Genomic DNA, 23,403 nt, shown 5'->3' on the forward strand with positions numbered 1-23,403 from the left:
AACCTGTTCGGCACGGAATTCTAAGGCATTGGCAATGATGGAAGCGGTAGCAATGGAAACCCTGAGCATGCACAAGGTCCTCTCGGTGCGGCCGGTGGGAACGCGGGCGGTGCTCGCGGAACTCTCCGGAACGCAGGACGTCGTCGCCCTGCAGACCCTGCTCCTGGAATCCCCGCTGCCGGGCCAGGTGGACGTGCTGGCAGCCGCGCAGACCGTGATGGTCCGGGCGGATTCGCCGGCGGCCGCCCGCCGCATGGGTTCGTTCCTGCTGGAACTGGACCTCACGGCTCCGGTCACACAGGCCGGCGGCCTGGTGTACATCGATACCGTGTACGACGGCGAGGATCTCGCCGAAGTGGGGCGGCTCACCGGCCTCGGAACGGACGGCGTCATCGAAGCCCATTCCGGCCAGGTGTGGACGGTGGCTTTCGCCGGCTTCGCGCCGGGGTTCGGCTACATGGTGGGGGAGAACCAGGTGCTGGAAGTGCCCCGCCGGAGCTCACCGCGCACGGCCGTGCCCGCCGGATCAGTGGCGCTTGCGGGCAACTATTCGGCCGTCTACCCACGCAGGTCCCCGGGCGGCTGGCAGCTGATCGGCCGCACCGGGGCCCGCATGTGGGACCTCAGCCGCTCCGAGCCGGCACTGGCCAGCCCGGGACACCGCGTCCAGTTCCGCGCCGTCCGCGAGGTGGTGACCATGGCACCCGAGCCCCTCGCCTCCGCTACAGTCTCCGAGGCGGCAACTGCTGCTGAGGCTGCTTCCGGGCTGCGGATCGTGTCGCCCGGGCTGCAAAGCCTCATCCAGGACCTCGGCCGGCACGGCCACTCCGCGCTGGGAGTCTCCGCCGCCGGAGCCCTGGACCGGGCCTCGCTGCGCCGGGCCAACCGGCTGGTGGGTAACAGCCCCTCGGCCGCAGCCATCGAGAGCGTAGCCGGCGGGCTCAAGGTCCAGGCCGTCGGCGACCAGGTCCTGGCCGTCGCCGGGGCGCCGTCGGCACTGACTATCACGTCGCCGTCGGACGCTGAGTCCGACTCCGAACCTGACCTGCCTGCGCGCCAGCGTTCGGTTCCCATGGCCACACCCTTTGCCCTGCTCGACGGCGAAGTCCTGACCCTCGGTGCGCCGGAGGCCGGTTTCCGCAGCTACCTGGCCGTCCGCGGCGGAGTGGCCGCCTCGCCGGTGCTGGGCAGCCGTTCCACCGACACCATGTCCGGCATCGGACCGGCCCCGCTGGCCGCGGGCCAGCTGCTGGCATCCGGCGACGTCACAGACTCCGGCGTCGTGGGCAGTCCCGAACTCCAGCCGGACTTCCCCGGCGAAGGCGTCACGGTGCTGGACATTGTCCTGGGCCCGCGGGCCGACTGGTTCGACGAGGCCGCCCTGGACTCCCTCTGCGGGCAGGATTGGGTGGTGAAGCCGCAGTCCAACCGGGTTGGCATGCGGCTGGACGGAACACCGCTGGAACGCAGCCGGCCGGGTGAACTGCCCAGCGAAGGCACTGTGGCGGGCGCCATCCAGGTGCCGCCCGAAGGCCTCCCCGTGCTGTTCCTGGCCGACCATCCCATCACGGGCGGCTACCCCGTGATCGGCGTGGTGGTTGACCACCAACTGGACCTGGCCGCCCAGGTGCCGATCGGCGGCAGCATCCGCTTCCGCCGTGTTCCCGAACGGACACCTTCGGCCGAACAAGAATCGCCGGAACAAGAATCGCCGGAACAAAAATCGCCGGAACAAAAATCTCCCGAACAGACTGCCCCCGAACAGACGTCCCAAGAAAAAGTGAGTAACTGATGCGCAAGGTCCTGATCGCCAACCGTGGTGAAATCGCCGTCCGGATTGCCCGTGCCTGCGACGACGCCCAGCTGGAATCCGTCGCCGTCTACGCGGACATCGACGCCGATGCCATGCACGTCGGCGCCGCAAGCGAAGCGTTCAGCCTGGACGGCAACTCCCCGGCGGACACGTACCTGAACATCCCCAAGCTGCTCGAGGTGGCTGCCCGGTCGGGTGCTGACGCCGTCCACCCCGGCTACGGCTTCCTGTCCGAGAACGCGGAATTCGCCCAGGCCGTCCTGGATGCCGGACTGGCATGGATCGGCCCCACGCCCGAGGCCATCCGGCAGCTCGGCAACAAGATCACAGCCCGCGAGATCGCCGTCCGCGCCGGGGCGCCGCTGGTGGCGGGCAGCGACGGTCCCGTGGACTCCGCGGCGGAGGCCCGGGCCTTCGCCGAAGAGCACGGCCTGCCCATCGCCATCAAGGCGGCCTTCGGCGGCGGGGGCCGCGGGCTGAAGGTGGTCCGGAACATGGACGAAATCGAAGAATCCTTCGACTCCGCCGTCCGCGAAGCCGTGGCAGCCTTTGGCCGCGGCGAATGCTTCGTGGAACGCTACCTGGACCGCCCGCGCCACGTCGAAGCGCAGGTCCTGGCTGACGCGCACGGCAACGTGGTGGTGGTCGGAACCCGCGACTGCTCCCTCCAGCGCCGTCACCAGAAGCTGGTGGAGGAAGCACCCGCACCGTTCCTCAGCGACGAGCAGACCCAACAGATTTACGATGCCGCCAAGGCAGTCTGCCGGGAAGCCGCCTACTCCGGCGCCGGCACCGTGGAATTCCTCGTAGCCGCGGACGGCACCGTCGCTTTCCTCGAGGTGAACACCCGGCTGCAGGTGGAGCACCCCATCACCGAGGAAACCACCGGGATCGATCTCGTCCAGGAACAGTTCCGGATTGCCGCCGGGGAACCCCTGCGCATCACTGCGGACCCTGAGCCCCGCGGCCACTCGTTCGAGTTCCGGCTCAACGCCGAGGACGTGGGGCGGGGCTTCCTGCCCTCACCCGGCACCATCGCGGAATTCCACGGCCCCACCGGCCCCGGCATCCGGCTGGACACCGGCGTCCGCTCCGGGTCCTTCGTGGCGCCGCAGTTCGACTCCCTCCTGGCCAAGCTGATCGTCACCGGCGCGGACCGCCAGCAGGCGCTGCGGCGTGCACGCCGCGCACTCGCCGAGATTGAAATCACCGGCGTGGCCACCGTGCTGCCGTTCCACCGCGCCGTGCTGGAATCGCCGGACTTCACCTCCGAGGACGGGCTGGGCATCCACACCCGCTGGATCGAAACCGACTTCGCGGACCGGATCCCTGCGGATCCCGGCTACAGCACCACCGCGCCCGATGGCGCCCGCCGCACCGTCACCGTCGAGGTGGACGGCCGCCGGCTGGCGGTCGGACTGCCGGCTGACCTGCTGGACGGCTGGGCACGCTCAGGCAGCGCCCTCCCCGCCGGAGTTTCCCTGGATTCCGACGGCGGTGCTGCCGACTCCGGTTCGGACGCCGGCACTGATCCCGGTGAGCTGCGCGCAGACATGGCCGGAACCGTAGTCAAGTGGCTCGTGGAGCCGGGCGCCGAAGTGTCGGCGGGGGACGCCGTCGTCGTTCTTGAAGCGATGAAGATGGAAACCCAGGTGACGGCGCACCGCGACGGAACGGTGACGGGCATCCGCGCCGAAGCCGGCGGTGTGGTGACTGCCGGGGCTGTGCTGGCACTGATCGGCTAGGCCCGTCGGGGCGGACCCTAAACGGTGGTGCAGCCGGGGTTTCGGGAGGACAATGCAAGGCATTAGCTAGCCTTAGGACCCGCCAGGAATCGGAGCAACGCTGTGGATGAAACCGGCACCAACGAGAAAGTAGTCAACCGGCTGATCGAATGCATCAACGACCGCCGGATCGAGGTCATGGACGAGCTGTTCCACGACGATGCGGTGATGCACTGGCCGCAATCCGGGGAGATTGTGCGCGGCGCAGAGAACCGCCGGGGAATCTACAACGCCTTCCCGCAGCTGCCCACCATCACGCTGCGCCGGCTGCTCAGCGGCGGGAACCTCGTTACTGCCGAAGCGCTGCTGGATTACGATGGACCGCAGTACGAGACAGTGTTCATCTTCGAATTCCGTGACGGTCGCATTGCCAGGGAAACCGCCTACTGGAGCGAGGCCTTCGAAGCGCCGGAATGGCGTGCCCGGTGGGTGGAGAAGGCCTAGCCCCACGCCGGTCTTGGCGCCTGCTGCTAGTAGCGCTGGACGCGGATGCCCGCCGCCGCCAGGGCTGCAAGGAACCGTTCCTGGCGGTCTGCTGACCCAAGGCTCAACAGATACCCCGGCCCGGCGTCGAGCCGTACTGCCGGCCCTGTGTCCTGGATGATTCCCAGCCCGAAGGCTCCGAAGCGCAGCCCGAATCCGTAGCGCAGGCCGTGGATTACTGCCGGAGTTGCCCGTTGGATCGCCGCCACGGGAATCCTGCGGCGGTAGAACGGAAACCACTGCAGTCGCACTTCATTTTCGAGGACTTGGATCCTGGAGAACCCGAATGCCAGGGAGGTGATGAAAACCAGTGCGACTGCAATGGAGGTCGCGCCCAAGGGCTCCGCCTCCAGCGCACCGGTGCTGGAGACCGCCACCAGGATTCCTCCCAGCAGCACCACGGCACCGCCGATGATCGCCCGGGGCAGGCGCCCATAGAACATCCGGCCGGAATCAAAGTGGACGGTGTCCTGAAACATGACATAAGCCTATCCGGGCAGGCGCCCAGGTGCCGTCGGGGGAACGGGCCGACAGAGTCGCTAGCGGACCGCGGATTCCTTTGCAGGCTCATCCAGCGTCATCAGCGTCAGGCGTTGTGACTGCAGGGCCGTGACAAGCAGCGACCGTGCCGAGAGGAGGAGGCCGCTCACCTCGGGGCAGGAGAGTTCGTAGAACAGCCGGCCTTCCCGGCGCGAGGGGACGATCAGGCGCTGGCGGCGCAGCACGCCGAGGTGCTGCGAGAGGTTCGAGGGTTCGAGGCCTGTGTCGTCGCGCAGCCGGCTGACGGCAGCGGGGCCGTCGGCAAGCAACTCCAGGACCCGGATCCGCGAAGGGTGGCCCAGAGATTTGAAGAGTTCGGCCTTAACCTCACTCAGGACCACGCCTGCAGGCAATTCGTCCTTCATCGGGCCTCCCTTCCTAACGTCTGCATTGCGGCGGTAACCATAACGCCTGTTCAACGAATACAGCCTACGGCAGACAGAAAGGTCTGTCTCCCGACGGTGCGAATCGGCCCCCCGTCGCAGCTATATCGTAGCCCCGGCCGCAAAGGGATGATCGTTGGATTTAGTCCGCGGACAGCCCTTGCGCGGACGGCTTGAGTAGTTCAGACTTTCATGAATTCATCAATTCCCCCGACCGCTACATCGGCCGGTTACACATGGATGGATTCAGGCTGCTTCCGCTGACAACGGCGTCATCGGGAGTGGCATGATCCCGAGTTTCCTGGAGGGCTCAATGGCAGGCATGTTTGAACTTTTCTCCGATGCGGATGCTTCCTTTAGATTTCGGCTGACAGCTCCTGACGGAACAGTTATGGCGCTCTCGAAGCCCTTCCCGGACAAACGGGCCGCCGTGGCCGGGATCGCAGCGGTGCGCGAGTACGCAGGAACGGGCTTCGTCACCGAAGTCCCGGCCCCGAAGCCCCAACCTTCCCGCGGACCGTCCGTAGCTCTTGCCTTTAGGAGCCGGGCAGCCAGCCGCAGGCAGCAGATTCTGGCCCGGTGGCAGCAACCCCTCAAGCCGGGGTCCGTCGCAGATTTTCCTGCGTGGTAAGTTCCATGGCCGCACGGAAAACCCCGCAGGCGCACTCCGGCGCCTTGGCGGCGGGGGATTGCATCGCCGGGACGTTCCGGTTTGACGCGGCAACCGGCAGGCTCGACTGGTCCGAGGAGCTATACCTCATCCACGGCTACGGCCGCGGCGAGATTGTGCCCACCCTGGAACTGTTCCACTCGCACAAGCACCCGGACGACCGGAACCGCAGCAGGGAGATCTTCACACAGGTCCACAACGAGGGCGGCAAATTTTTCAGTTTCGACCGGCTGATCGACGCCCGCCTGCGGGAGCACCGGATCCTGACAACAGGGGAGGGTATCCTCGACCGGGACGCCAGGCTGAGCCACATAGCCGGCTTCGTCGTCGACCTCACCATGACGCTGCGGCGTGAGACCGAACAGTTCGCCCGGGCCGCCGTCTCAGCGGCCAATGCGAGCCGGAGCACCATCGAGCAGGCCAAGGGGATCCTGATGGGGGCCCTGCACATCAGTGCGGAGGATGCCTTCAACCTGCTCGTCAGCCACAGCCAACACAGCAACATCAAGCTGGCCCGGACTGCAGCCGACCTGGTGGACCTGGCCAACAACGCCAAGGACCCCGCACTTCTGGACAGCTTCATCCAGGCCCTCCACCGCGGCCCTTTCCGCCGCCGGCCGGAAACGCTTGGCATCCGGGGGCACCATGGGAGGCGGCAGCAGCGCTCCATGTAAAATTCCTTCTACGATGACTGCCGACGACGCCAACCGTTCCTCGCTGCTGCCCGCCCGGGCAATGGCGGGCCGCGATGACCCAGTGGACCGCATTCTTGCGACCGCCTATGAGCTTTTCTCCCGCCGCGGGATCCGCGATGTGGGGACAAACGAACTCATCAGCCGTTCCGGGGTGGCCAAGGCAACGTTCTACCGGCATTTCCCGTCAAAAGACGCCCTGGTCCTGGCGTTTCTGGCACTCCGGGACCAGGTGTGGACCGTTGACCTCATCGTCTCCGAAGCCCGCCGCCGCGGCAGCACCCCCGAGGAGCGGCTGCTCGCTGTTTTCGATGTGTTCGGCGACTGGTTCCACCGCGATGACTTCGAGGCTTGCACGTTCATCAACGTCCTGCTGGAAATGGGACCCGAGCATCCGCTGGGGAAGGCGAGCATCGGCTACCTCAGCCGGATCCGCGGCCATATCGAGGCCCTGGCCGAGGAGGCCGGGCTGAGCCGGACCGAGGAATTCGCGCGGTCCTGGCACATCCTGATGAAGGGCTCAATCATTTCAGCCACCGAGGGGGACTTCCTGGCGTCGAAACGGGCCCAGCAGATGGCCGGCTGGCTGATCGAGCACCACCGCAACTGAGCGCTTAGGCGTCCTGGGCGGCTGGGACTGCCGCGTCAGCAGCGGTATCGCGCAGCGGGCGGCGGGCCAGCCAGGCGGCCACGATGGCCCCCGAGATGTTGTGCCAGAGTGAAAACACCGCGGACGGCAGCGCCGCCAGGGGGCTGAAGTGGGCCGTTGCCAGCGTGGCGGCCAGGCCGGAATTCTGCATCCCCACTTCAAAAGCCAGTGCGCGGCGGGCCTTGTCGTCCAGGCGGCCGAGCTTCCCGGCCAGGTAACCGAGGCCCAGGCCGAAACCGTTGTGCAGCACAACGGCAAGGAACACGATGCCGCCCGCAGCAACAATCTTGCTGGCGCTGCCGGCCACCACAATCGCCACAATCAGTGAAATTACGACGGCGGACGCCCAGGGAAGCGCCGGCAGCACCTTCGCGACGAGCTTCTTGAGGAACAGGCGCGCCAGGAGTCCCGCAACCACCGGCAGCAGGACGGTCTTGACGATGTCCAGGACCATGGCACCGGCATCGATCTGCAGGAAGGACCCCGCCAGGAACAGGACCAGCAGGGGAGTGACGATCGGAGCGATCAGCGTGGAGACGGACGCGACGGCCACCGACAGTGCCACATCGCCCTTGGCCAGGAAAGCCATCACGTTCGAGGCCGTTCCCGACGGTGCGCAGCCCACCAGGATGAGGCCTACGGCCAGTTCGGGTGGCAGGTTGAGTCCTACGGCAATCAGCCAGCCGGCACCCGGCATGATCACGTAGTGGGCCACGATGCCCAGCACCACGGCCCAGGGGCGCTTGACCACCGAGGCAAAGTCCGGCGGGGTCAGCGTCAGGCCCATGCAGAACATGATGATGCCCAGCAGGTAGGGGACGCTGGGGCCCATGGGCTTGAAGGCGCCGGGCAGCAGGAAGCCGGCAATGCCTGCGGCGACTACCAGCAGCGGGAAAACCGTGACGGCGATCCGGGCAATTTTCGCCTCGGCGGCCAGTGCCGGATTCAGCGGGGCGGCGTCGGCTTCGGGGCCGGCTGCGGAGTTATCGTGGGTTTTTGTTGCCTCAAGCATCCAATAATGCTCACATCCTGGCGCCTATTCCAGCCACTTCATGAACAGACGTCAGACATTTGTGTCGGATTTCGGGCCGCTGTAATCGGCGATGTGCGCCGTGGCTGCGTGCTCGCGGATCTCCGTGACGCCGGAAGCTGCCGCTGCGCTGTCCCGGTAAATGCCCGAGACTGCCAGGATGTTGCCTGCGCCGTTGACGAGCCGGATGCGGACGCCGCCCTGTTCCGCGGCGACGAGTTCGAATTTACCTGCCATGCTGGACCTCCCCCAAGGTGGTGCGCCTGCACGGTAGCCGCAGGCTGCTCCCCTCCAACTGTAGATGACAATTCTTGTCATATGAATTAGACAACGATATGTGTCGGCAGGGCGGAAGGCCGGCAGCGTTGTGTGGCAGGCGCGCGGAACCGCGCTAGTCCGCGGCGTTCAGCTTCCCCGCGAGCCGTTCACGCATCTGGCTGCTGGCGGAGTTGAGGCCGATCAGCTCCACTTCCCTGCCGTGCCTGCGGTACTTCTCGGTGACGGCGTCCAGCACCGCGATGGTGGACGCATCCCACAGGTGGGAGGCATGGAAATCGATGATGACGCGGTCCACCGTGGGTGCGGCATCGCGGGCGTACTCGAACTGCGTGTAGAGGTCGTTGGAGGAGGCGAAGAAGAGCTCCCCGTCGACTGTGTACGTGGCAACGGTGTCTCCGTTGAGTTCGATCTCCGTCCGTTCCACGGTGGCGAAGTGGGCTACGCGCCGGGCAAACATGGCCATGGCCGCCAGCACGCCGACTCCCACGCCGATGGCCAGGTTGTGAGTGGCCACGACGGTGCCCACGGTGATGAGCATGACCGCTGTTTCGGACTTGGGCATCCGCTTAAGTGTCTTCGGGGCGATGGAGTGCCAGTCGAACGTGATGGCGGAGACGAAGATCATCACGGCCACCAGAGCGGCCATCGGGATCAGCCCCACGATGCCACCCAGCGTCACCACCAGGACCAGCAGGAAGACGCCGGCCAGGAACGTGGACACCCTGCTCCGGGCGCCGGAGCCCTTGACGTTGATCATGGTCTGGCCGATCACGGCGCAGCCGCCCATGCCGCCGAGGAATCCGGTGACGATGTTCGCGACGCCCTGGCCCCAGGACTCGCGGGTCTTGTTCGAGCGGGTATCGGTGATGTCGTCCACGAGCTTGGCCGTCATCAGCGATTCCAGCAGGCCCACCAGCGCCATGGACAGCGCGAAGGGTGCGAGGATCTGAAAGGTCTCCAGCGTCAGCGGCACATTGGGAATGAAGAGGGACGGCAGGCTTTCGGGAAGCTGGCCCTTGTCCCGGACGGCTGGAACGTCGATGTGGGCCAGCACCGCAAACAATGTGAGCGCCACGATGGCCACCAGCGGGGAGGGCACGGACGTGGTCAGCCGCGGGAGCGCAACAACGATCACCAGCCCGATTGCCACGAGCGGATAGACCAGCCAGGGAACGTTGATCAGCTCGGGCAGCTGCGCCATGAACACAAGGATGGCCAGGGCATTGACGAAACCCACCATCACGGAGCGCGGAATGAAGCGCATGAGCTTGGTGACGCCCAGGAGGGCCAGGAGAATCTGGAAGACTCCTGCCAGGATCACCCCGGCGATCAGGTAGTCCAGGCCGTGGCTCCGCATCAGCGGGGCGATCACCAGCGCAACCGCGCCGGTAGCTGCCGAGATCATGGCGGGCCTGCCGCCCACGAAAGAAATGGTGACGGCCATGGTGAAGGACGCGAACAGCCCGATCCGGGGATCCACGCCGGCAATGACGGAGAAGGCAATGGCCTCGGGGATGAGGGCCAGCGCCACCACCAGTCCGGCTAGGGCTTCGGTTTTGAGGCGGCGCGGGGAGCGGAGCGTGGCCCGGACGGACTGGAGTTGTTCGGGCTTCATGTGTTCCTAGGGCTTGGTCTGGCGATAGCGCTCGATCTGCTTCAGCCTCCGCAGGAGACTGTCGCGCCGGGGGTGCGGAACGACGTCGGGCGCCTCCGCGGTGAGGTCAATGTGTTTGGTGCCGTACTGCCACAGCAGCAGGTCATCCAGCAGCCGGTCCGGGCCGGGGGAGTACCTGTGGTCCAGGGCCTTGCGGACCTCGGTGATCCGGTTCGCGCTGAGCAGCTCTGCCAGCTGCATGGTCTGGTTGAGGCCGTGCGCCGCCATGAGTTCGGCTGCCCAGCCCCAGTCATCATCCACTTTACGGTCAACGTGCGGAAGCAGCGTCCGCCAGACGTCGCGGATCCGGTTGGGTGTGAGCTGGGCTGCGCCTTCACCGTCCGTGTCCCAGTAGCTTCGGACTTCTTCGTACCGTTCGTGCAGGTCCGCGAAGGCGCCTTCCACTGTTTCCAGCATGGCCGCCGTGGCGGTGAACTGGCGGTCGAAATGCGGAGTCCAGGCCCGCGGGTCCTCGGCCTTGAAGCGGATGTCGTGCTCGATCTCGCTCCAGGCATGCGCAAAAACGGTGCGTATCTGGCATTCAAAGAAGTAGCTGCCGTTGGGCTGGATGTCCGGGTTGAACGCCTGCTGGTACTCCTTCACGGCCTCGTTCTGGATTGTCCGCAGGATCAGGTGCCGGCTGGAGTAGCCGTAGGTACCGGATTCGATGGAGCCGATGTCCTTTTCGCGGTCGCCGCGGCAGTCAAAGAGCTGCCGCTGGCGCTTGATCAGGTTGGCCACCACCGCGTTCTCTGCCGGCAGCTTGGTGATGACGCGGACGCCCACCATGTCATTGAGCGTGCGGAACGGGTCCGGGAACTTCAGGACCGGCGGCCCGCCCGGTTCCAACGGTTCCTCCACACGGGAAATCTTCTCCTTGAAGGACTCCACTGTCTTGGTGCGGCCGGTGACGAACAGCGGCGTTACCTCGGTGTCCTTGAGCATGCTCCGCAGCGTCAGCAGGACTTCCCGCGTGACCAGCTTCAGGGCAGGGCGCACCCGTGCATAGAGCTCCACGTTTTCCTGCACGGACTCGCGCAGGCCTGCGTCCAGGCGGTCCCAGTTGGTAGCCATGTTTCCAGCTTACGGGCGGCCTGCGACAGCCAGGCGGGTGACACCCCCGGGCAGCGCCGCCCGTGGCGCCGCGGTGCATGCGGCGAACGGCGTACGGCACCGCCGTCGAACGCGCTGGCGCAAGCTGTCTGCCGCCCAAGGTAGGCTCGGCACATGGCTGATGTGCGGCGTCGGACCCTGCTTTCCCGCGGGCTTCTTGGCGCCGCCGCAGCAGTGACACTGGGGGCACTGTCCGCTTCCTGTTCGTCGGGCCCGAAGGAGGACGCAGTGAAGCGGCACAAGTACCAGTACGGCGATGACCCCAGCCAGTGGGGTGAGCTGTTCCTGCCGGACGCGGCGGTAACCCGCGGCGTGGTGGTGGTCATCCACGGCGGGTACTGGCGCTCGCAGTACGGCGCCGAGCTGGGCGAACCGCTGGCCCGGGACCTTGCCATGCACGGAATGCCCGCCTGGAACCTGGAGTACCGGCGCGCCGGCAACGGCGGCGGCTGGCCGCACACCTTCGAAGACGTGCTGGCGGGCATCGACAAACTCAGGGACGTAGCGGCGATCCACGGGCTCGGGCTGGAAAAAGTGGTGGCCCTGGGCCACTCCGCCGGCGGGCACCTTGCAGTCTGGGCCGCCGGCCGGACCCGGCTCGGACAGCTGGGCGCACCGGACGCTGACCGGCAGCTGAAACGCAGGAACGACGACGACGGCGCCGTGCAGCTCACCGGGGTGGTGAGCCAGGCCGGCCTCCTGAACCTGGCCGATGCCGAAAAGCTGAACCTCAGCAACGGCGCCGTCAGCAACCTGCTGGGCGGTTCGTCGGCGAAATACCCCAAACGCCACAAATACGCGGACCCCATGAGCGCAGTCCCGCTGCGGGTTCCCGTGTACGCCGTCCACGGCAGTGACGACGACGACGTTCCCGCCAGCCAGTCCGTGTCCTACGCCGGCGCGGCCAAGGCTGCGGGCGGACCCGTCCAGCTGCTCCACGTACCCGGCGACCACTTCGCCTTGATTGACCCCAAAGCCCCGGCCTACCGGAAATGCCGGGACCTGGTGCAGGAACTCCTGGGCTGAACCGCCGCGCCGCCTCGGCCCGCGCGGCGGCAGGGCCCGTCCCCTAGACTGGACGAAGGTGCGCCGGGAAGTCTGGTCGGCATGATTTTGTCGACTCAACGTTTAGGACGCTTCATGAGCCACACACCTCCGCCCGCCCCGGACGCCAAACCGCGCTTCACCGTCCTTGGCTACGGCAGCTACGCGGAATCGCTGCGCATCGGCGAGATCCTGCGCAAGGAAACGGTAGGCGGCGCCCTCCTCGTGGCCGCGGCCGTCATCGCCCTCATCTGGGCAAATTCACCGGTCTCCGACAGCTACTTCGCCTTGCGGGATTTCCGGATCGGGTACGAACCCTGGCACCTCGAGCTGAGCCTTGGCGCCTGGGCAGCCGACGGACTGCTGGCCATTTTCTTCTTCCTGGTGGGCCTGGAACTCAAACGGGAGTTCGTGGCCGGGGACCTGCGGCAGATCAGCAAGTCGATCGTGCCCGTGGCCGCCGCGGCCGGCGGCGTGATTGTTCCGGCGCTGATCTACACCGCCGTGAACATCGCCAGCCCGGAAACCCTGCGCGGGTGGGCCATCCCCACCGCAACGGACATCGCGTTCGCCGTGGCGGTGCTGGCAATCATCGGCTCACACCTGCCCAGTGCCCTGCGCATCTTCCTGCTCACCCTGGCGGTGGTGGACGACCTCATTGCCATCAGCATCATCGCGTTCTTCTATTCGAGCGACATCCAGGCCGCCCCGCTGCTGTCCGCCCTCATCCCGCTGGCCCTTTACGCCTTCCTGGCCCAGAGGTACCGCCGCTTCTTCGGCACCCACTTCCTGGCGGCCTGGGCCATCCTCCTGCCGCTCGGCGTCGCCACCTGGGCCCTGGTGCACGCCTCCGGCATCCATGCCACGGTGGCGGGCGTGCTGCTGGGGTTCGCCGTGCCGGTGCTCCGGTCCAAGGCCAGCGGAGGTCCGGACGCCGGACCCGGCCTCGCGGAAATCTTTGAACACCGCTTCCGTCCCATTTCCGCCGGAGTGGCCGTTCCCGTCTTCGCCTTCTTCTCGGCCGGGGTGGCCGTCGGGGGCTGGGAAGGGCTGGGTTCGGCGCTGGCCGACCCCGTGGCTATCGGTATCATCATGGCCCTCGTCCTGGGCAAGCCGGTGGGAATCATGGGCACCACGTGGATCCTCACCAAGGCCACCCGGGCGCGGCTGGACGCGTCCTTCAAGTGGATCGACGTGTTTGGAGTTTCCCTGCTGGCCGGGATCGGTTTCACTGTGTCGCTGCTGGTCGCGGAACTCAGCTTCGGCCACGGCAGCCTGCACGACGACCACGCGAAGGTTGGCATCCTGGCGGCGTCGGTCCTCGCCGCAATGCTGGCAGCCGTGGTGCTGCGGACCAGGAACCGCCAGTACCGCGAAGCGGAGGAACGCGAAAAGGTGGACTCGGACCAGGACGGCATCCCGGACGTCTACGAACACGGAAACCAGGCCTGACGGGCTCCGCCGGCCTCTTGCTGCGCCATACCCCTATGGGTATGGTTTGAATACGGCCGGAAGCCCCGCCGCCAGGGGCAGGTAAGGCCGCCGAGGAGGATGCCATGGACGTCATTGTCATCGATACGCCGCCGCTGGGAGACCGGAGCTACCTGGTGCACGACGGCACGGTGGGCCTGGTCATCGACCCGCAGCGGGACACCGACCGGGTGGAGGCCGCCGCGCGTCAAGCGGGCGTAACCATCACCCACGTCGCTGAAACGCACCTCCACAACGACTACGTCACCGGCGGCCTGGAGCTCGCCAGAGCCCACGGCGCCAAGTACCTGGTCAACGCCGCGGACCCGGTCCAGTTCGAGCGCGAAGCCATCACCGACGGCCAGGCATTCCGCGTGGGATCCCTGACGGTCAGGGCCGTCGCCACTCCGGGACACACCCACACCCACCTGTCCTTCATCGTGGACGACGGCGACAGGCAGGCCGTGTTCTCCGGCGGCAGCCTGCTGTACGGCTCCGTGGGCCGGACCGACCTGGTCGCCGCGTCCGACACCGTGGGCCTGACCCACGACCAGTACGCTTCCGTTCGCCGGCTCGTGGCCGAGGCGCGGCCCGAAGCAGCACTGTTTCCCACGCACGGCTTCGGATCGTTCTGTTCCTCCGGCCCGGCCAGCAGGGCGGGTTCCTCCACTCTTGGCGATCAGCTCACTGCCAACCACGCCCTCACCGATCCGGACGAGGACCACTTCGTCCAGGAACTCATCGCCAACCTCTCCGCGTACCCCTCGTACTACGCGCACATGGGTGCCCTGAACGCCAAGGGGCCCGGCCCCGCTGACCTCGCCGTCCCGGAGTCCGTGGACCCCGCAGAGCTCACCCGCCGCCTGGATGACGGCGAGTGGGTGGTTGACCTTCGCCGCCGCGTGGCGTTCGCCAGCAACCACCTCAAGGGCAGCGTCAGCTTCGAATACGGCAGCGGCTCCAACTTCACCACCTACCTGGGCTGGGTCCTGCCCTGGGATGAGAAGCTCACCCTCGTGGGCTCGCGCGAGGACGTTGAAAAGGCCATCCGGGACCTTTCCCGCATCGGCATCGATTCGCCGGATGCCGCGGTCGGAACCGAGCCGCAGGCGCTGGCGCCGGATGCCGCCATCGCCTCCTACCCGCGGGTCGGCTGGGACGGCCTGCTGGCAGGCCGCACGGACGGTGACACGGTCCTTGACGTGCGTCGGACGGACGAGTTCGCTGCGTCCCATGTGGCCGGTGCCGTCAACGTTCCCGTCCACCAGCTCCTGACCCGCCTGGGCGAAGTGCCGGCCGGACGGCTGTGGGTCCACTGCGGAACCGGCTACCGGGCCGGAGTCGCTGCCAGCCTGCTGCAGCGCGCGGGCCGGGACGTGGTCCACCTGGATGCGAGGTTCAGCGACGCCGAGGCAGCCGGGGTGCCCCTGGACAACGCCCCGCCAGCGTAATCAGGAGCGCACGCACCCCCTTCTCTGGCAGAGTATGACCATGCTCACAGTTATTGGCGAAGGCCTGGTCGACGTTGTCCAACGATCCTCGGGAATCGAGGCCCACGTGGGCGGCAGCCCGCTCAACGTGGCAGTGGGGCTGGCGCGGCTGGACCACCCCGTGCAGTTCATCGGCAGGTTCGGGCGCGACGCCTACGGCGAGTCCGTGGCGGCCCACCTGAAATCCAGCTCGGTGATGGTCCCGCAGGGCCCGGATGCCCTGCCCACCAGCGTGGCCACCGCATTAATCGACGACGACGGCGCCGCCACCTACACGTTCGACCTCGCCTGGGAGCTTCCCGGACTCGCGGACCGGCTGCCGTTCATGCTGCAGGGCACCACCCTGGTGCACACCGGCTCCATCGCCACCATGCTGGCGCCGGGGGCCGCTGAGGTGCTTGCCGCCGTCGAGCACGCGCACCCCTCGGCCACCATCAGCTTCGACCCCAACTGCCGCCCCAGCATCATCACGGACGTGGACTATGCCCGCCGGCAGGCGGAAAAGTTCGTCACCCTCGCGGACGTGGTGAAGGCCTCCGATGAGGACCTCGAATGGCTCTACCCCGGCGTGGACGTCCTGGAGTCGGCCCGGCGGTGGCTGTCCCTGGGCGGTCCCGAGGGGCCTGCCCTGGTGGTGGTGACCCGCGGCGCGGCCGGACCGTGGGGCATCACGGCCGCCGGGGAAGCGGAGTTCCCCGCGCCCAGGGTGGAGGTGGCGGACACGGTGGGCGCAGGCGATTCCTTCATGGCCGCGCTGATTTCCGGGCTGGTGGACCGCGGCCTGGACGGTGCCCAGAACCGCAAGGAGCTGCGCGAACTACCGGCCGAGTCGCTCCGCGAACTGCTGGCCCATGCGGCGTGGGCCGCCGCCGTCACCGTGTCCCGGCCGGGAGCCAACCCGCCGACGAGGGCCGAACTCAACCACCTCGAGCTCGAAAGCCTGGAACGCGAGGCGGAATCCGCCGCCGAACGGGATGCCGCGCTCGCCGGCGACGACCTGAGGAATGCCGACTCCGCCAGCAACTGAAAGGCAGCACATGTCCAGCCACCAGTCCCCGTCCCTGCACGTCAGCAGCGAGTCCTTCCAGGACGGCCACACCCTGCCGCCCGCCCAGCGCAGCGGCAAGATGCGCGCCGGGGGCAAGGACGAATCGCCGCAACTGAGCTGGAGCGGTGCGCCGGCGGGGACCAAGGGCTATGCGGTCACGATGTTTGATCCGGACGCCCCGGGCCGCGGCGGCTTCTGGCACTGGGCGGTGCTGGACCTCCCGGCAGGCGTCACGTCGCTTCCCGCCGGCGCCGGTGCCGAGGGCGGCGGGCACCTTCCGGCCGGTTCAGTGCAGTTGAAGAACGACGGCGGTTTCCACGGCTACCTGGGCGCCGCGCCGCCGCCCGGCCACGGCCCGCACCGGTACATCGTCACGGTCTACGCCCTTGATGTGGAGCGCCTCGGGGTGGACGCGGGAGCCAGCCCGGGCAAGCTGGAATCCAAGCTGGCCCCGCACGTGCTGGGCCGCGGGACGCTGACCGGCATCTTCGAGCGCTGAGCCCGCCTGACCCGGACGGGTCCGCCGCCGGGCCAACGTAGACTGGCTGTATGCGGCTGGTAGCAAGTGATATCGACGGAACGATCCTCGGGCATGACGGCAAGATCAGTGACCGGACCATCCGCGCCTTCCACGCGTGCCGCGATGCCGGCGTCGAACTGGTGTTCGTGACCGGACGCCCGCCCCGCTGGCTGCACCCCCTGGAAGACCAGCTGGGGCACGCCGGAACCGTGATCTGCTCCAACGGTGCCGTCGTGTGGGACCTCGAGGCAGGCCGCCTGGTCTCCGCGCGCGCCCTCGCCCTGGAGGCTGTCTTCGAAGCGCGCCGCATCATCAAGCAGCTCCGGCCGTCCGCGCTGTTCGCGGCGGAAACGCTCACCGGCTTCCACCTGGAGCCGGGCTTCATCGAAAACGACTCCAGCGAACTCCTGACCGAATTCACCCCCGCCCCGCTGGCCAGCACGCTCACCGCCGACGACGCCGTGGTGAAGTTCCTGGCCATCGTCCGCGAAGGCACGGCGGACGACTTCCTGGCCGAAGTGTCGCCCGCAGTCGCGCACCTCGCCTCCGCCACCCACTCGGCACCCACCGTGGCCATGCTGGAGCTGGCCCTCCCGGGCGTCAACAAGGCGGTGACCCTCGCCGAATACGCCGCCACCCTGGGGATTGACGCAGCGGACGTGGTGGCGTTCGGGGACATGCCCAACGACATCGAGATGCTGCGCTGGGCCGGTGACGGCTACGCGATGGCCAGCGGCCACCCGGAGGCCATCCGCGCCGCAGGGCAGCAGGCGCCACATTTCGACGACGACGGCGTGGCCCAGATCCTCGAAGCCAAACTGGCCGAATTTGGCGTGAAGAGCGCCTAGGCAGGCGCCTGGAATGACCGAGCCCCAGCCTTTCTTCACCGCCGGAAGCGCGTCCGCGCGGATCGCGATGGCGCACCGCGGATTTTCGCCGGACGGGCTGGAAAATTCGATGGCGGCGTTCCGTGCCGCCGTCGAACTCGGCTACCGGTACCTGGAAATGGACGTCCATACCACCGCCGACGGCGTGCTGCTGGTGTTCCATGACCCCGCACTGGACCGTGTCACGGACGGGCAGGGACGCATTGCCAGGCTGCCTGCGGCAACGGTGGCCCAGGCCCGGATCGGCGGCCTGGAACCCATCCCGCTGTTTGAGGAGATGGTGCGGGCTTTCCCCGGCGTCCGGCTGAACCTGGACGTCAAGGACTGGAACTCCGTCCACGGGCTCGCCGCCGCGATTGAGAAGTACGCCGTTCACGATCAGGTGCTGATTACGAGTTTCTCGGACCGCCGCCGCCGGGCGGTGCTCAGACGGTTGAGCCGGCCGGTCGCGGCGTCGGCCGGCGTCGTATCCAATGCGCTCTTCACCATGCTGGGGCCGGTGCTTCCCGCGCCGGTCATCCGGCGGGTGGTGCGGGGCATCCACGCGCTGCAGGTGCCGGTCAGCTACAGTGCCGTCCGGGTGGTGACGCCGGCGTTTGTCCGCCGCGCCCACCGGCACGGCCTCCAGGTCCATGTGTGGACCATCAACGACCCCGCGGAGATGCACCGGCTCCTGGACCTAGGCGTTGACGGCATCGTGACGGACCGGGCCGATCTCCTCAAGACGGTGCTGCAGGACCGGGGGCAGTGGGACTAACTGCCGTGGTGTGAAGCCCGCTGCGCTTCCAGCACGGCCGCGAACTCGTCCGCAGGAACCGGGCGGCCGAAGTAATACCCCTGGGCGCTCACGCAGCCGATGCTGGCCAGGTGCTGTGCCTGTTCCGCCGTCTCCACCCCTTCCCAGACCGCTTCGAGGCCGCACGCCCGGATCAGCTGGAGAATCGCTGCGATCAGGTCCGGCTGTGCCGGGTCCGTTCCGAGGTCCTTCAGCAGCGAGCGGTCCACCTTGACCTTGTCCACCGGAAGCTTGCGCAGGTAGCTGATGGAGGAATAGCCCGTACCGAAGTCGTCGATTTCAAGGCCCACCCCGAGCTTCCGCAGGCTGCTCAGGGAGTACCGGTCCAGCTCATTGCCGCTGACAATCGCGCCCTCCGTGAGCTCCAGGACGAGCAGCTCCGGGCTGATTCCGGCCCCGCTGAGGGCATCCCGGACCTCTTCGATGAACTCGAGGCGCTGAAGGTCCGTGGGCGAGATGTTGATCCGCATGGAGAAGTCGTCCCCCGCGCGGCCCTCCGCCCGCCAGTCCTGCAGTTGCCTGACGGCGGTGCGGAGCACCCAGCCGCCCAGCTCGGAAATGAGTCCGGCATCCTCAGCGAGGGGAATGAACTCGTCCGGCATCACCATGCCGCGGGAAGGATGCTGCCAGCGGACCAGGGCTTCCGCGCCCTCGATCCGGCCGGAAGCCAGCGCGACCACGGGCTGGTAGAAAAGCACCAGCTCTGACTCGGAAATGGCCGTCCGCAGGTCCTCAATAAGCTGGCTCCGCAATTGGCGCGCGTGCAGCATGGCCGGTTCGAATACCTTGAGCCTGTTGCGCCCGCCGGCCTTGGAGGCATACATGGCCACGTCGGCTTCCATGAGGAGCTGTTCGGCGCTTTGCCCGGCGCCACCGATGCACAGCCCCATGCTGGCGCCGCACTGGACGGAATCGTTGTCGAGCTCCACCTGGCTGTCCAGGGCAGCGAGGATGCGGTTGCCCACGCCCGCGGCGCGGGCAAGGGTGGTGGCGGGCATCAGGACGGCGAATTCGTCACCGCCCAGGCGGGCCACCGTGTCCGTGTCCCGGACCGATGCCTTGATCCGTTCCCCGACGGCGGCCAGCACCTGGTCCCCGGCGGCGTGGCCGAGGGAATCGTTGATGCCTTTGAAAGCATCGAGGTCCAGCAGGAGGACGGCGGGCGGAAGGTCGCCCCGCTCAGCCTCCGCCAGGGTGTCGTTGAGGGCGCTGACCAGTGCCGTGCGGTTGGCCAGGCCGGTCAGCGAGTCCGTCAGCGCCATCTTCTGCATTTCCAGGTGCGCTTCGTTGAGCAGCCGGGTGCGCAGTTCCACCCGCTGTTCCAGCTCCTGGTACATGATCTGCAGGTCTTCGGCGAGGAGGTTGGTGCCCATGATGACGGCATCCAGCTCATCCCTCGCGGGGGATACTTCAATCCGCGAGTGAAGCTCCCCTGCGGCAAGGCGGACGATTCCGTCCAGCAGCTTCCCCAGGCGGGGGTCGCCCTCAGTGAACATGGGCGTTTTCCTTCAACCACTTGAGGGCCTCGGGCTCGGACGTGAAGTAACTGGCAGGCCCGGACTTGAAGTCGCCGCCAAGGATGAAGTGCGCCAGGATCCGGTCCACCGGCGTCCGTCCCAGCAGCGCCCAGGCGGCCACCGTGCTCACATTGCTGAACACCGCCCTCGCCGCCCTGCTGACCGACGCTACGTCCGTCACATCCAGGAGTACGGCCAGCGGAGAGCCGGAGCGCGGGCGCTGAAGGCCGGCAGCGAGCAGCCTCGCTGACTGCTCATCCAGGTGTTCGTCCCGGGGAAGCACGATCCTGACTATTTGCTCTTGCATCAATCCAAGCGGCTTAGACATTAATCCCCCGAACATATGAGAAGAGCCGTTCGGCCTCCCTGGCGCCACCTAACCTCCGGCGAGGCTTTGAAACTAAAAATACACCGTCCGTCCCTCCGGAGTGCGTTAGCTGACACCTGCCGCATACGCACGGACCTGGGCGCTTCGTTCGGAAGCGGCAGCATTGTCGAAGAGTTCGGCCGCATCAGCCAGGCGTTGGAGTGCTTCCTCGTGTTCACCGTTGGCAAGGAGCGATTTGCCCAGCAGGAACGAGGCCTCACCCGCTGTCTGGGTGGCCAGGATTCCTGCTTCGGTGCACAGCGGCCGGAGCATGTTGATGGCCGTGGCCATATCGCCGGTCAGGAAATGCCAGTGCGCGCGCACGAACGACATTTCAAGGAGGTCGCGGTCACTGCCGCCGACCACTTCGGTGGCGAGCTCGGCCCGCTCGATGCAGCGAAGGGTTGCGGGGTCGGTGAGCTCCGCCTCGAGGCGCATCACGGCCGACGCGCGGTTGAACCGGGCCCAGAGGTCCACGTCCTTCGACGGTGACAGGCTCTCTGCCGCCATGTCGTGGTAGCGGCCGCCGTCCATCACCCGGCCGGTGAGGAACGCGACGTTTCCAATCACCCAGTAGGCTTTTCCGGCAGTGTCCTCGTCCACGAGGTCCGTCAGCAGGCCCTCCAGCAGGAGGCACTGCTCCCACGCCTCATCCAGCCGGCGGCTTTCCGCGAGGGCGGCGATGAGCGCACGCTGGGCCTGGATGTGGAGGTAGACGTACTCGGGGTTGCCGGCAACGAGGTCGGCGGCGGAGGTGGCTGCGGCGACGGCGTCAGGTAGCCGCCCCAGCCCCTGCTGCGAGAGCGCCAACAGAATGAAGGCCCGTGCTCCCAGGGCCGGTTCCGCCGTGGAGAGCGGGTGGCCGGACAGGTACGTGATCAGCTCCATGCACTCGTGGATCTGACCCATGTCCTTGAGGCATTCAGCCTGGAAGAGCGTCATGTTCCACCAGGCGGTCTGGTCCCCCTCCAGCAAGGCGAGCTCCGCTGCCCTGCGTGCTTCGTCCCGCGCCCGCGAGTACTCGCGGCTTTTCCAGCTTTCGCGGGCCTGAAGCTCCGCAACCACATGCGGTAACAATTTCCGGGGAATCGGCATTTTTCAATTATCCCCCGGAATGGTTCTGCATCGTCCATCCGCGTCAATATTTTGCTGGTGTTACTGGAGTTAAATGTTGATCTTGTGACCGTATACTGACGCTCGTAATGAGTTTTTGCGCCCAATTGATTGAAAGGACCCGCGGATGAAGAAAATAGCCGCTACATTCTTGCTCACCGGCGTCCTGGCTGTCGCAGGTTTTGCTGCGCCCGCCACGGCCGCTCCCAAGTCGGATACCACCGTCAGCACGTCAAGCAAGGCGCCCACCACGCAGGCACACATCGGCTGGTGGCCAGACTAAGCTCCATGCGCCAAGACTGCCCCCGGATCTCCGATCCGGGGGCAGTTTCGTTTAAGGCCCGGAAACCGGCAGTTTTACGGTGATGGTGGTGCCCCTGCCCAGTTCCGAGCTGACCGCCACATCTCCCCGGTGCGCCTTGACGATGTCGTACGCAATGGCGAGTCCCAGGCCGCTGCCGGGGACGGCGGCCGAGGTCGCGTTGGATGCCCGGAAGAAGCGGGTGAAAAGATGCGGGATTTCTTCCTCCGGGATTCCAACCCCCGTATCACGCACGTGGACATTAATGCCGGGCTCGCCATCCGTCATTGACTCAAGGCTGCAACTGACAACAATCCCGCCTCCGCGAGGCGTAAATTTGATGGCATTTGAAACAAGGTTCGTAAACACCTGCTCCAGCTGAACTTCGTCGGCCATAATCGCGGAATCGCCGTCGCAGAGCTCCAGCGAGATGGAAACATCTCCCAGTTCGGCCAGCGGGCGCAGCGCCACTGTCACGATCTGGAGAGTGTGGCCCAGCTGGACGGGCCCCAGGTGGAGGTTGGCGCCGTCGTAATCCTGGCGCGAAACAGTGAGCATATCTTCGATCAGCCGCCGCAGCCGTTCCGAGTTCCTGACAATGATGTCCAGCATCCTGTCCACTTCCGCGGGCACCGGCCCTCCCACGCCGTCCTGGATCATGTCCAGGTAGGCGGAAATGGACGTCAGCGGAGTACGGAGTTCGTGATTGACGGTGGCAAGGAAATCGGTCTTTGCCTGGTCGAGCTGCCGCAGCTGCTTGACCACCCGCTGCTGCGCGCTCATCAAGTGGCTTTGGATGAGCCCGTACGCAACGTTTCCGGCCACATGCTGAATCAGGGAAATTTCGGTGCGCGTCCAGACCCGCGGCTCGTCCAGCTGTGCGATCCAGATGACGCCGAGCGATGACTTGCCCTCGCCCACGGGAACGAAGGCAGAGGCCCAGGGGGCCATATGCTCCGACCATGCCGCCAGTTCGTGGTCCTCGGGGGACCACTCGTGGAACCGGTGGTCCTCCACCGCGAGGACTTCGGCTTCCGACCACAGCCGGTCCGCAACGCGGTGCGCGGAGGATTCCTGGATGCCGAGGCCGTCCGGGACCGGGGCAAGCCCGGGCCGGTGCCACTGGGCAGCTATCCGCGGGACCCGGTCGTCGTCGAAAGTGGTGAACAGGACGCGGTCGGCGCCGAACGTCTCCCCGAATCCCGTCACCAGATAATCCGAAATCAGGAGGGGATCGTGGGTGGCGCGGACCGCAGAGGACACTCCGCGGAGCTTCTCGCGCAGCCGCTCAGCGCTTTGCCGGGCATCGGAGCGCTGCGCAGCGCGGCTGATCAGGACGTCCGCCCGATGGACAAGTTCGGCCGGGGCCGGGGGTTTCGCGATGTAGTCCGCCATGGGGAGCGACCGCACGCTTTCGGCCGCGGATTCGTCGTCCAGATCGATCAGGAGGAGCAGCGGTGCATCCACCGGCGGGCCGGCCAGCGAATGGTCCGCGACGACGATGCTGGGATGGTGCCGGTCCAGCAGCCCGGCGAGGCTTTCGTGGCTGGAGGCCGTGGAAACCTCGAACCCTGCGTCCGCCAAAACGGCCGCTGTAGCGGACAGGCGCCCGCTGTCCGGATCGGCCACGACAGCCGTGCGTTGTACAAGTGATTCCTGCGCCGCCTGAATTGCCACACTGCCCCCCTCGGTCCCCGGTTGAGTACATTGTAGGGTGACATAGGTCGCACGCATTCCGTGCGGTGCTTACCCTGGCGGGA

The 23,403-nt window shown here is 66.9% G+C and carries 24 protein-coding genes; 14 read left to right on the plus strand and 10 right to left on the minus strand.

The genetic code is table 11. The features are described from left to right. The first annotated feature begins 37 nt into the window (after window positions 1–37). From BS38_RS24670 to BS38_RS0107670, 3 genes are all read left to right on the plus strand, one after another. Complete coding sequence (locus tag BS38_RS24670; RefSeq protein WP_081818853.1) at window positions 38–1,792, plus strand: 5-oxoprolinase/urea amidolyase family protein; 1,755 nt, start codon at window positions 38–40, stop codon at window positions 1,790–1,792. Then, window positions 1,792–3,558, plus strand: a complete 1,767-nt coding sequence (locus tag BS38_RS0107665; RefSeq protein WP_028270261.1) for an acetyl/propionyl/methylcrotonyl-CoA carboxylase subunit alpha — start codon at window positions 1,792–1,794, stop codon at window positions 3,556–3,558. The genes BS38_RS24670 and BS38_RS0107665 overlap by 1 nt, the downstream gene beginning before the upstream one ends. 102 nt (window positions 3,559–3,660) lie before the next feature. Then, the gene (locus BS38_RS0107670; protein WP_028270262.1) at window positions 3,661–4,041 is read left to right on the plus strand and encodes a nuclear transport factor 2 family protein; all 381 of its coding nucleotides are present in this window, start codon (window positions 3,661–3,663) and stop codon (window positions 4,039–4,041) included. Between the two features lie 26 nt (window positions 4,042–4,067). On the opposite strand, the gene BS38_RS0107675 is transcribed toward BS38_RS0107670, so the two are convergent. Together BS38_RS0107675 and BS38_RS0107680 are read right to left on the minus strand one after the other, a co-directional pair. Next, a complete protein-coding gene (locus BS38_RS0107675; protein WP_028270263.1) occupies window positions 4,068–4,559 on the minus strand; it encodes a hypothetical protein in 492 nt (163 codons plus the stop codon). Window positions 4,560–4,619: 60 nt separating this feature from the next. Then, complete coding sequence (locus BS38_RS0107680) at window positions 4,620–4,985, minus strand: ArsR/SmtB family transcription factor (protein WP_028270264.1); 366 nt, start codon at window positions 4,983–4,985, stop codon at window positions 4,620–4,622. Between the two features lie 340 nt (window positions 4,986–5,325). Here BS38_RS0107680 and BS38_RS24675 point away from each other — a divergent pair, with 340 nt between their 5' ends. Genes BS38_RS24675 through BS38_RS0107695 form a run of 3 tightly spaced genes read left to right on the plus strand, consistent with a single transcriptional unit; the run spans window position 5,326 to window position 6,975 of the window. Next, the gene (locus tag BS38_RS24675; protein WP_331280045.1) at window positions 5,326–5,634 is read left to right on the plus strand and encodes a YegP family protein; all 309 of its coding nucleotides are present in this window, start codon (window positions 5,326–5,328) and stop codon (window positions 5,632–5,634) included. Window positions 5,635–5,639: 5 nt separating this feature from the next. After that, the gene (locus BS38_RS0107690) at window positions 5,640–6,347 is read left to right on the plus strand and encodes a PAS and ANTAR domain-containing protein (protein ID WP_028270265.1); all 708 of its coding nucleotides are present in this window, start codon (window positions 5,640–5,642) and stop codon (window positions 6,345–6,347) included. A gap of 13 nt (window positions 6,348–6,360) precedes the next feature. Next, a complete protein-coding gene (locus BS38_RS0107695; RefSeq protein ID WP_028270266.1) occupies window positions 6,361–6,975 on the plus strand; it encodes a TetR/AcrR family transcriptional regulator in 615 nt (204 codons plus the stop codon). 4 nt (window positions 6,976–6,979) lie between these two features. Here the strand turns inward: BS38_RS0107695 and BS38_RS0107700 are convergent, their stop codons facing one another. The 4 genes from BS38_RS0107700 to BS38_RS0107715 form a co-directional block, all read right to left on the minus strand. Beyond that, complete coding sequence (locus tag BS38_RS0107700) at window positions 6,980–8,026, minus strand: bile acid:sodium symporter family protein (protein WP_028270267.1); 1,047 nt, start codon at window positions 8,024–8,026, stop codon at window positions 6,980–6,982. Between the two features lie 51 nt (window positions 8,027–8,077). Continuing rightward, window positions 8,078–8,281: a YegP family protein gene (locus BS38_RS24680; RefSeq protein ID WP_043438031.1), complete on the minus strand. Its 204-nt coding sequence runs from the start codon at window positions 8,279–8,281 to the stop codon at window positions 8,078–8,080. 154 nt (window positions 8,282–8,435) lie between these two features. Continuing rightward, window positions 8,436–9,938 carry a SulP family inorganic anion transporter gene (locus BS38_RS0107710; RefSeq protein WP_028270268.1) on the minus strand — a complete coding sequence of 501 codons (1,503 nt, stop codon included), beginning with the start codon at window positions 9,936–9,938 and terminating at the stop codon, window positions 8,436–8,438. A gap of 6 nt (window positions 9,939–9,944) precedes the next feature. Continuing rightward, window positions 9,945–11,051 (minus strand): GTP pyrophosphokinase, encoded by a 1,107-nt coding sequence (locus tag BS38_RS0107715; protein WP_028270269.1) that lies wholly within the window; start codon window positions 11,049–11,051, stop codon window positions 9,945–9,947. 267 nt (window positions 11,052–11,318) lie between these two features. Between BS38_RS0107715 and BS38_RS0107720 the strand changes: the two genes are divergently transcribed. The 7 genes from BS38_RS0107720 (at window position 11,319) to BS38_RS0107750 (ending at window position 18,306) form a co-directional block, all read left to right on the plus strand. Continuing rightward, complete coding sequence (locus BS38_RS0107720) at window positions 11,319–12,116, plus strand: alpha/beta hydrolase (protein WP_028270270.1); 798 nt, start codon at window positions 11,319–11,321, stop codon at window positions 12,114–12,116. A gap of 114 nt (window positions 12,117–12,230) precedes the next feature. Next, a complete protein-coding gene (gene nhaA / locus BS38_RS0107725) occupies window positions 12,231–13,586 on the plus strand; it encodes a Na+/H+ antiporter NhaA (protein WP_043438034.1) in 1,356 nt (451 codons plus the stop codon). A 104-nt stretch (window positions 13,587–13,690) separates the two neighbouring features. Beyond that, entirely contained in the window at window positions 13,691–15,055 is a 1,365-nt protein-coding gene (locus tag BS38_RS0107730; protein ID WP_028270272.1) for an MBL fold metallo-hydrolase, read from the plus strand. A 40-nt stretch (window positions 15,056–15,095) separates the two neighbouring features. Continuing rightward, window positions 15,096–16,121 (plus strand): carbohydrate kinase family protein, encoded by a 1,026-nt coding sequence (locus BS38_RS0107735; RefSeq protein ID WP_231511126.1) that lies wholly within the window; start codon window positions 15,096–15,098, stop codon window positions 16,119–16,121. Window positions 16,122–16,131: 10 nt separating this feature from the next. Continuing rightward, window positions 16,132–16,641: a YbhB/YbcL family Raf kinase inhibitor-like protein gene (locus BS38_RS0107740; RefSeq protein WP_156037085.1), complete on the plus strand. Its 510-nt coding sequence runs from the start codon at window positions 16,132–16,134 to the stop codon at window positions 16,639–16,641. A gap of 50 nt (window positions 16,642–16,691) precedes the next feature. Next, window positions 16,692–17,510: a Cof-type HAD-IIB family hydrolase gene (locus tag BS38_RS0107745; RefSeq protein WP_028270275.1), complete on the plus strand. Its 819-nt coding sequence runs from the start codon at window positions 16,692–16,694 to the stop codon at window positions 17,508–17,510. A gap of 13 nt (window positions 17,511–17,523) precedes the next feature. Continuing rightward, window positions 17,524–18,306, plus strand: coding sequence for a glycerophosphodiester phosphodiesterase (locus BS38_RS0107750; protein ID WP_028270276.1), 783 nt, complete (start codon window positions 17,524–17,526; stop codon window positions 18,304–18,306). Here the strand turns inward: BS38_RS0107750 and BS38_RS0107755 are convergent. From BS38_RS0107755 to BS38_RS0107765, 3 genes are all read right to left on the minus strand, one after another. Further along, complete coding sequence (locus tag BS38_RS0107755) at window positions 18,303–19,841, minus strand: putative bifunctional diguanylate cyclase/phosphodiesterase (RefSeq protein ID WP_028270277.1); 1,539 nt, start codon at window positions 19,839–19,841, stop codon at window positions 18,303–18,305. The two genes, BS38_RS0107750 and BS38_RS0107755, sit on opposite strands and share 4 nt — an antisense overlap. Further along, window positions 19,831–20,169 (minus strand): DUF7793 family protein, encoded by a 339-nt coding sequence (locus BS38_RS24685; RefSeq protein ID WP_156037086.1) that lies wholly within the window; start codon window positions 20,167–20,169, stop codon window positions 19,831–19,833. The genes BS38_RS0107755 and BS38_RS24685 overlap by 11 nt, the downstream gene beginning before the upstream one ends. Window positions 20,170–20,295: 126 nt before the next feature. Then, window positions 20,296–21,324: a hypothetical protein gene (locus BS38_RS0107765; RefSeq protein WP_028270278.1), complete on the minus strand. Its 1,029-nt coding sequence runs from the start codon at window positions 21,322–21,324 to the stop codon at window positions 20,296–20,298. Window positions 21,325–21,469: 145 nt separating this feature from the next. Between BS38_RS0107765 and BS38_RS27060 the strand changes: the two genes are divergently transcribed. Then, window positions 21,470–21,625, plus strand: a complete 156-nt coding sequence (locus BS38_RS27060) for a hypothetical protein (protein ID WP_156037087.1) — start codon at window positions 21,470–21,472, stop codon at window positions 21,623–21,625. 51 nt (window positions 21,626–21,676) lie between these two features. Here BS38_RS27060 and BS38_RS0107775 read toward each other — a convergent pair whose 3' ends face one another. Then, complete coding sequence (locus BS38_RS0107775; protein WP_081818845.1) at window positions 21,677–23,377, minus strand: ATP-binding protein; 1,701 nt, start codon at window positions 23,375–23,377, stop codon at window positions 21,677–21,679. Window positions 23,378–23,403 lie beyond the last annotated feature (26 nt).

The organism is Arthrobacter sp. UNC362MFTsu5.1 (genome assembly GCF_000685965.1).
Lineage (GTDB): Bacteria > Actinomycetota > Actinomycetes > Actinomycetales > Micrococcaceae > Arthrobacter.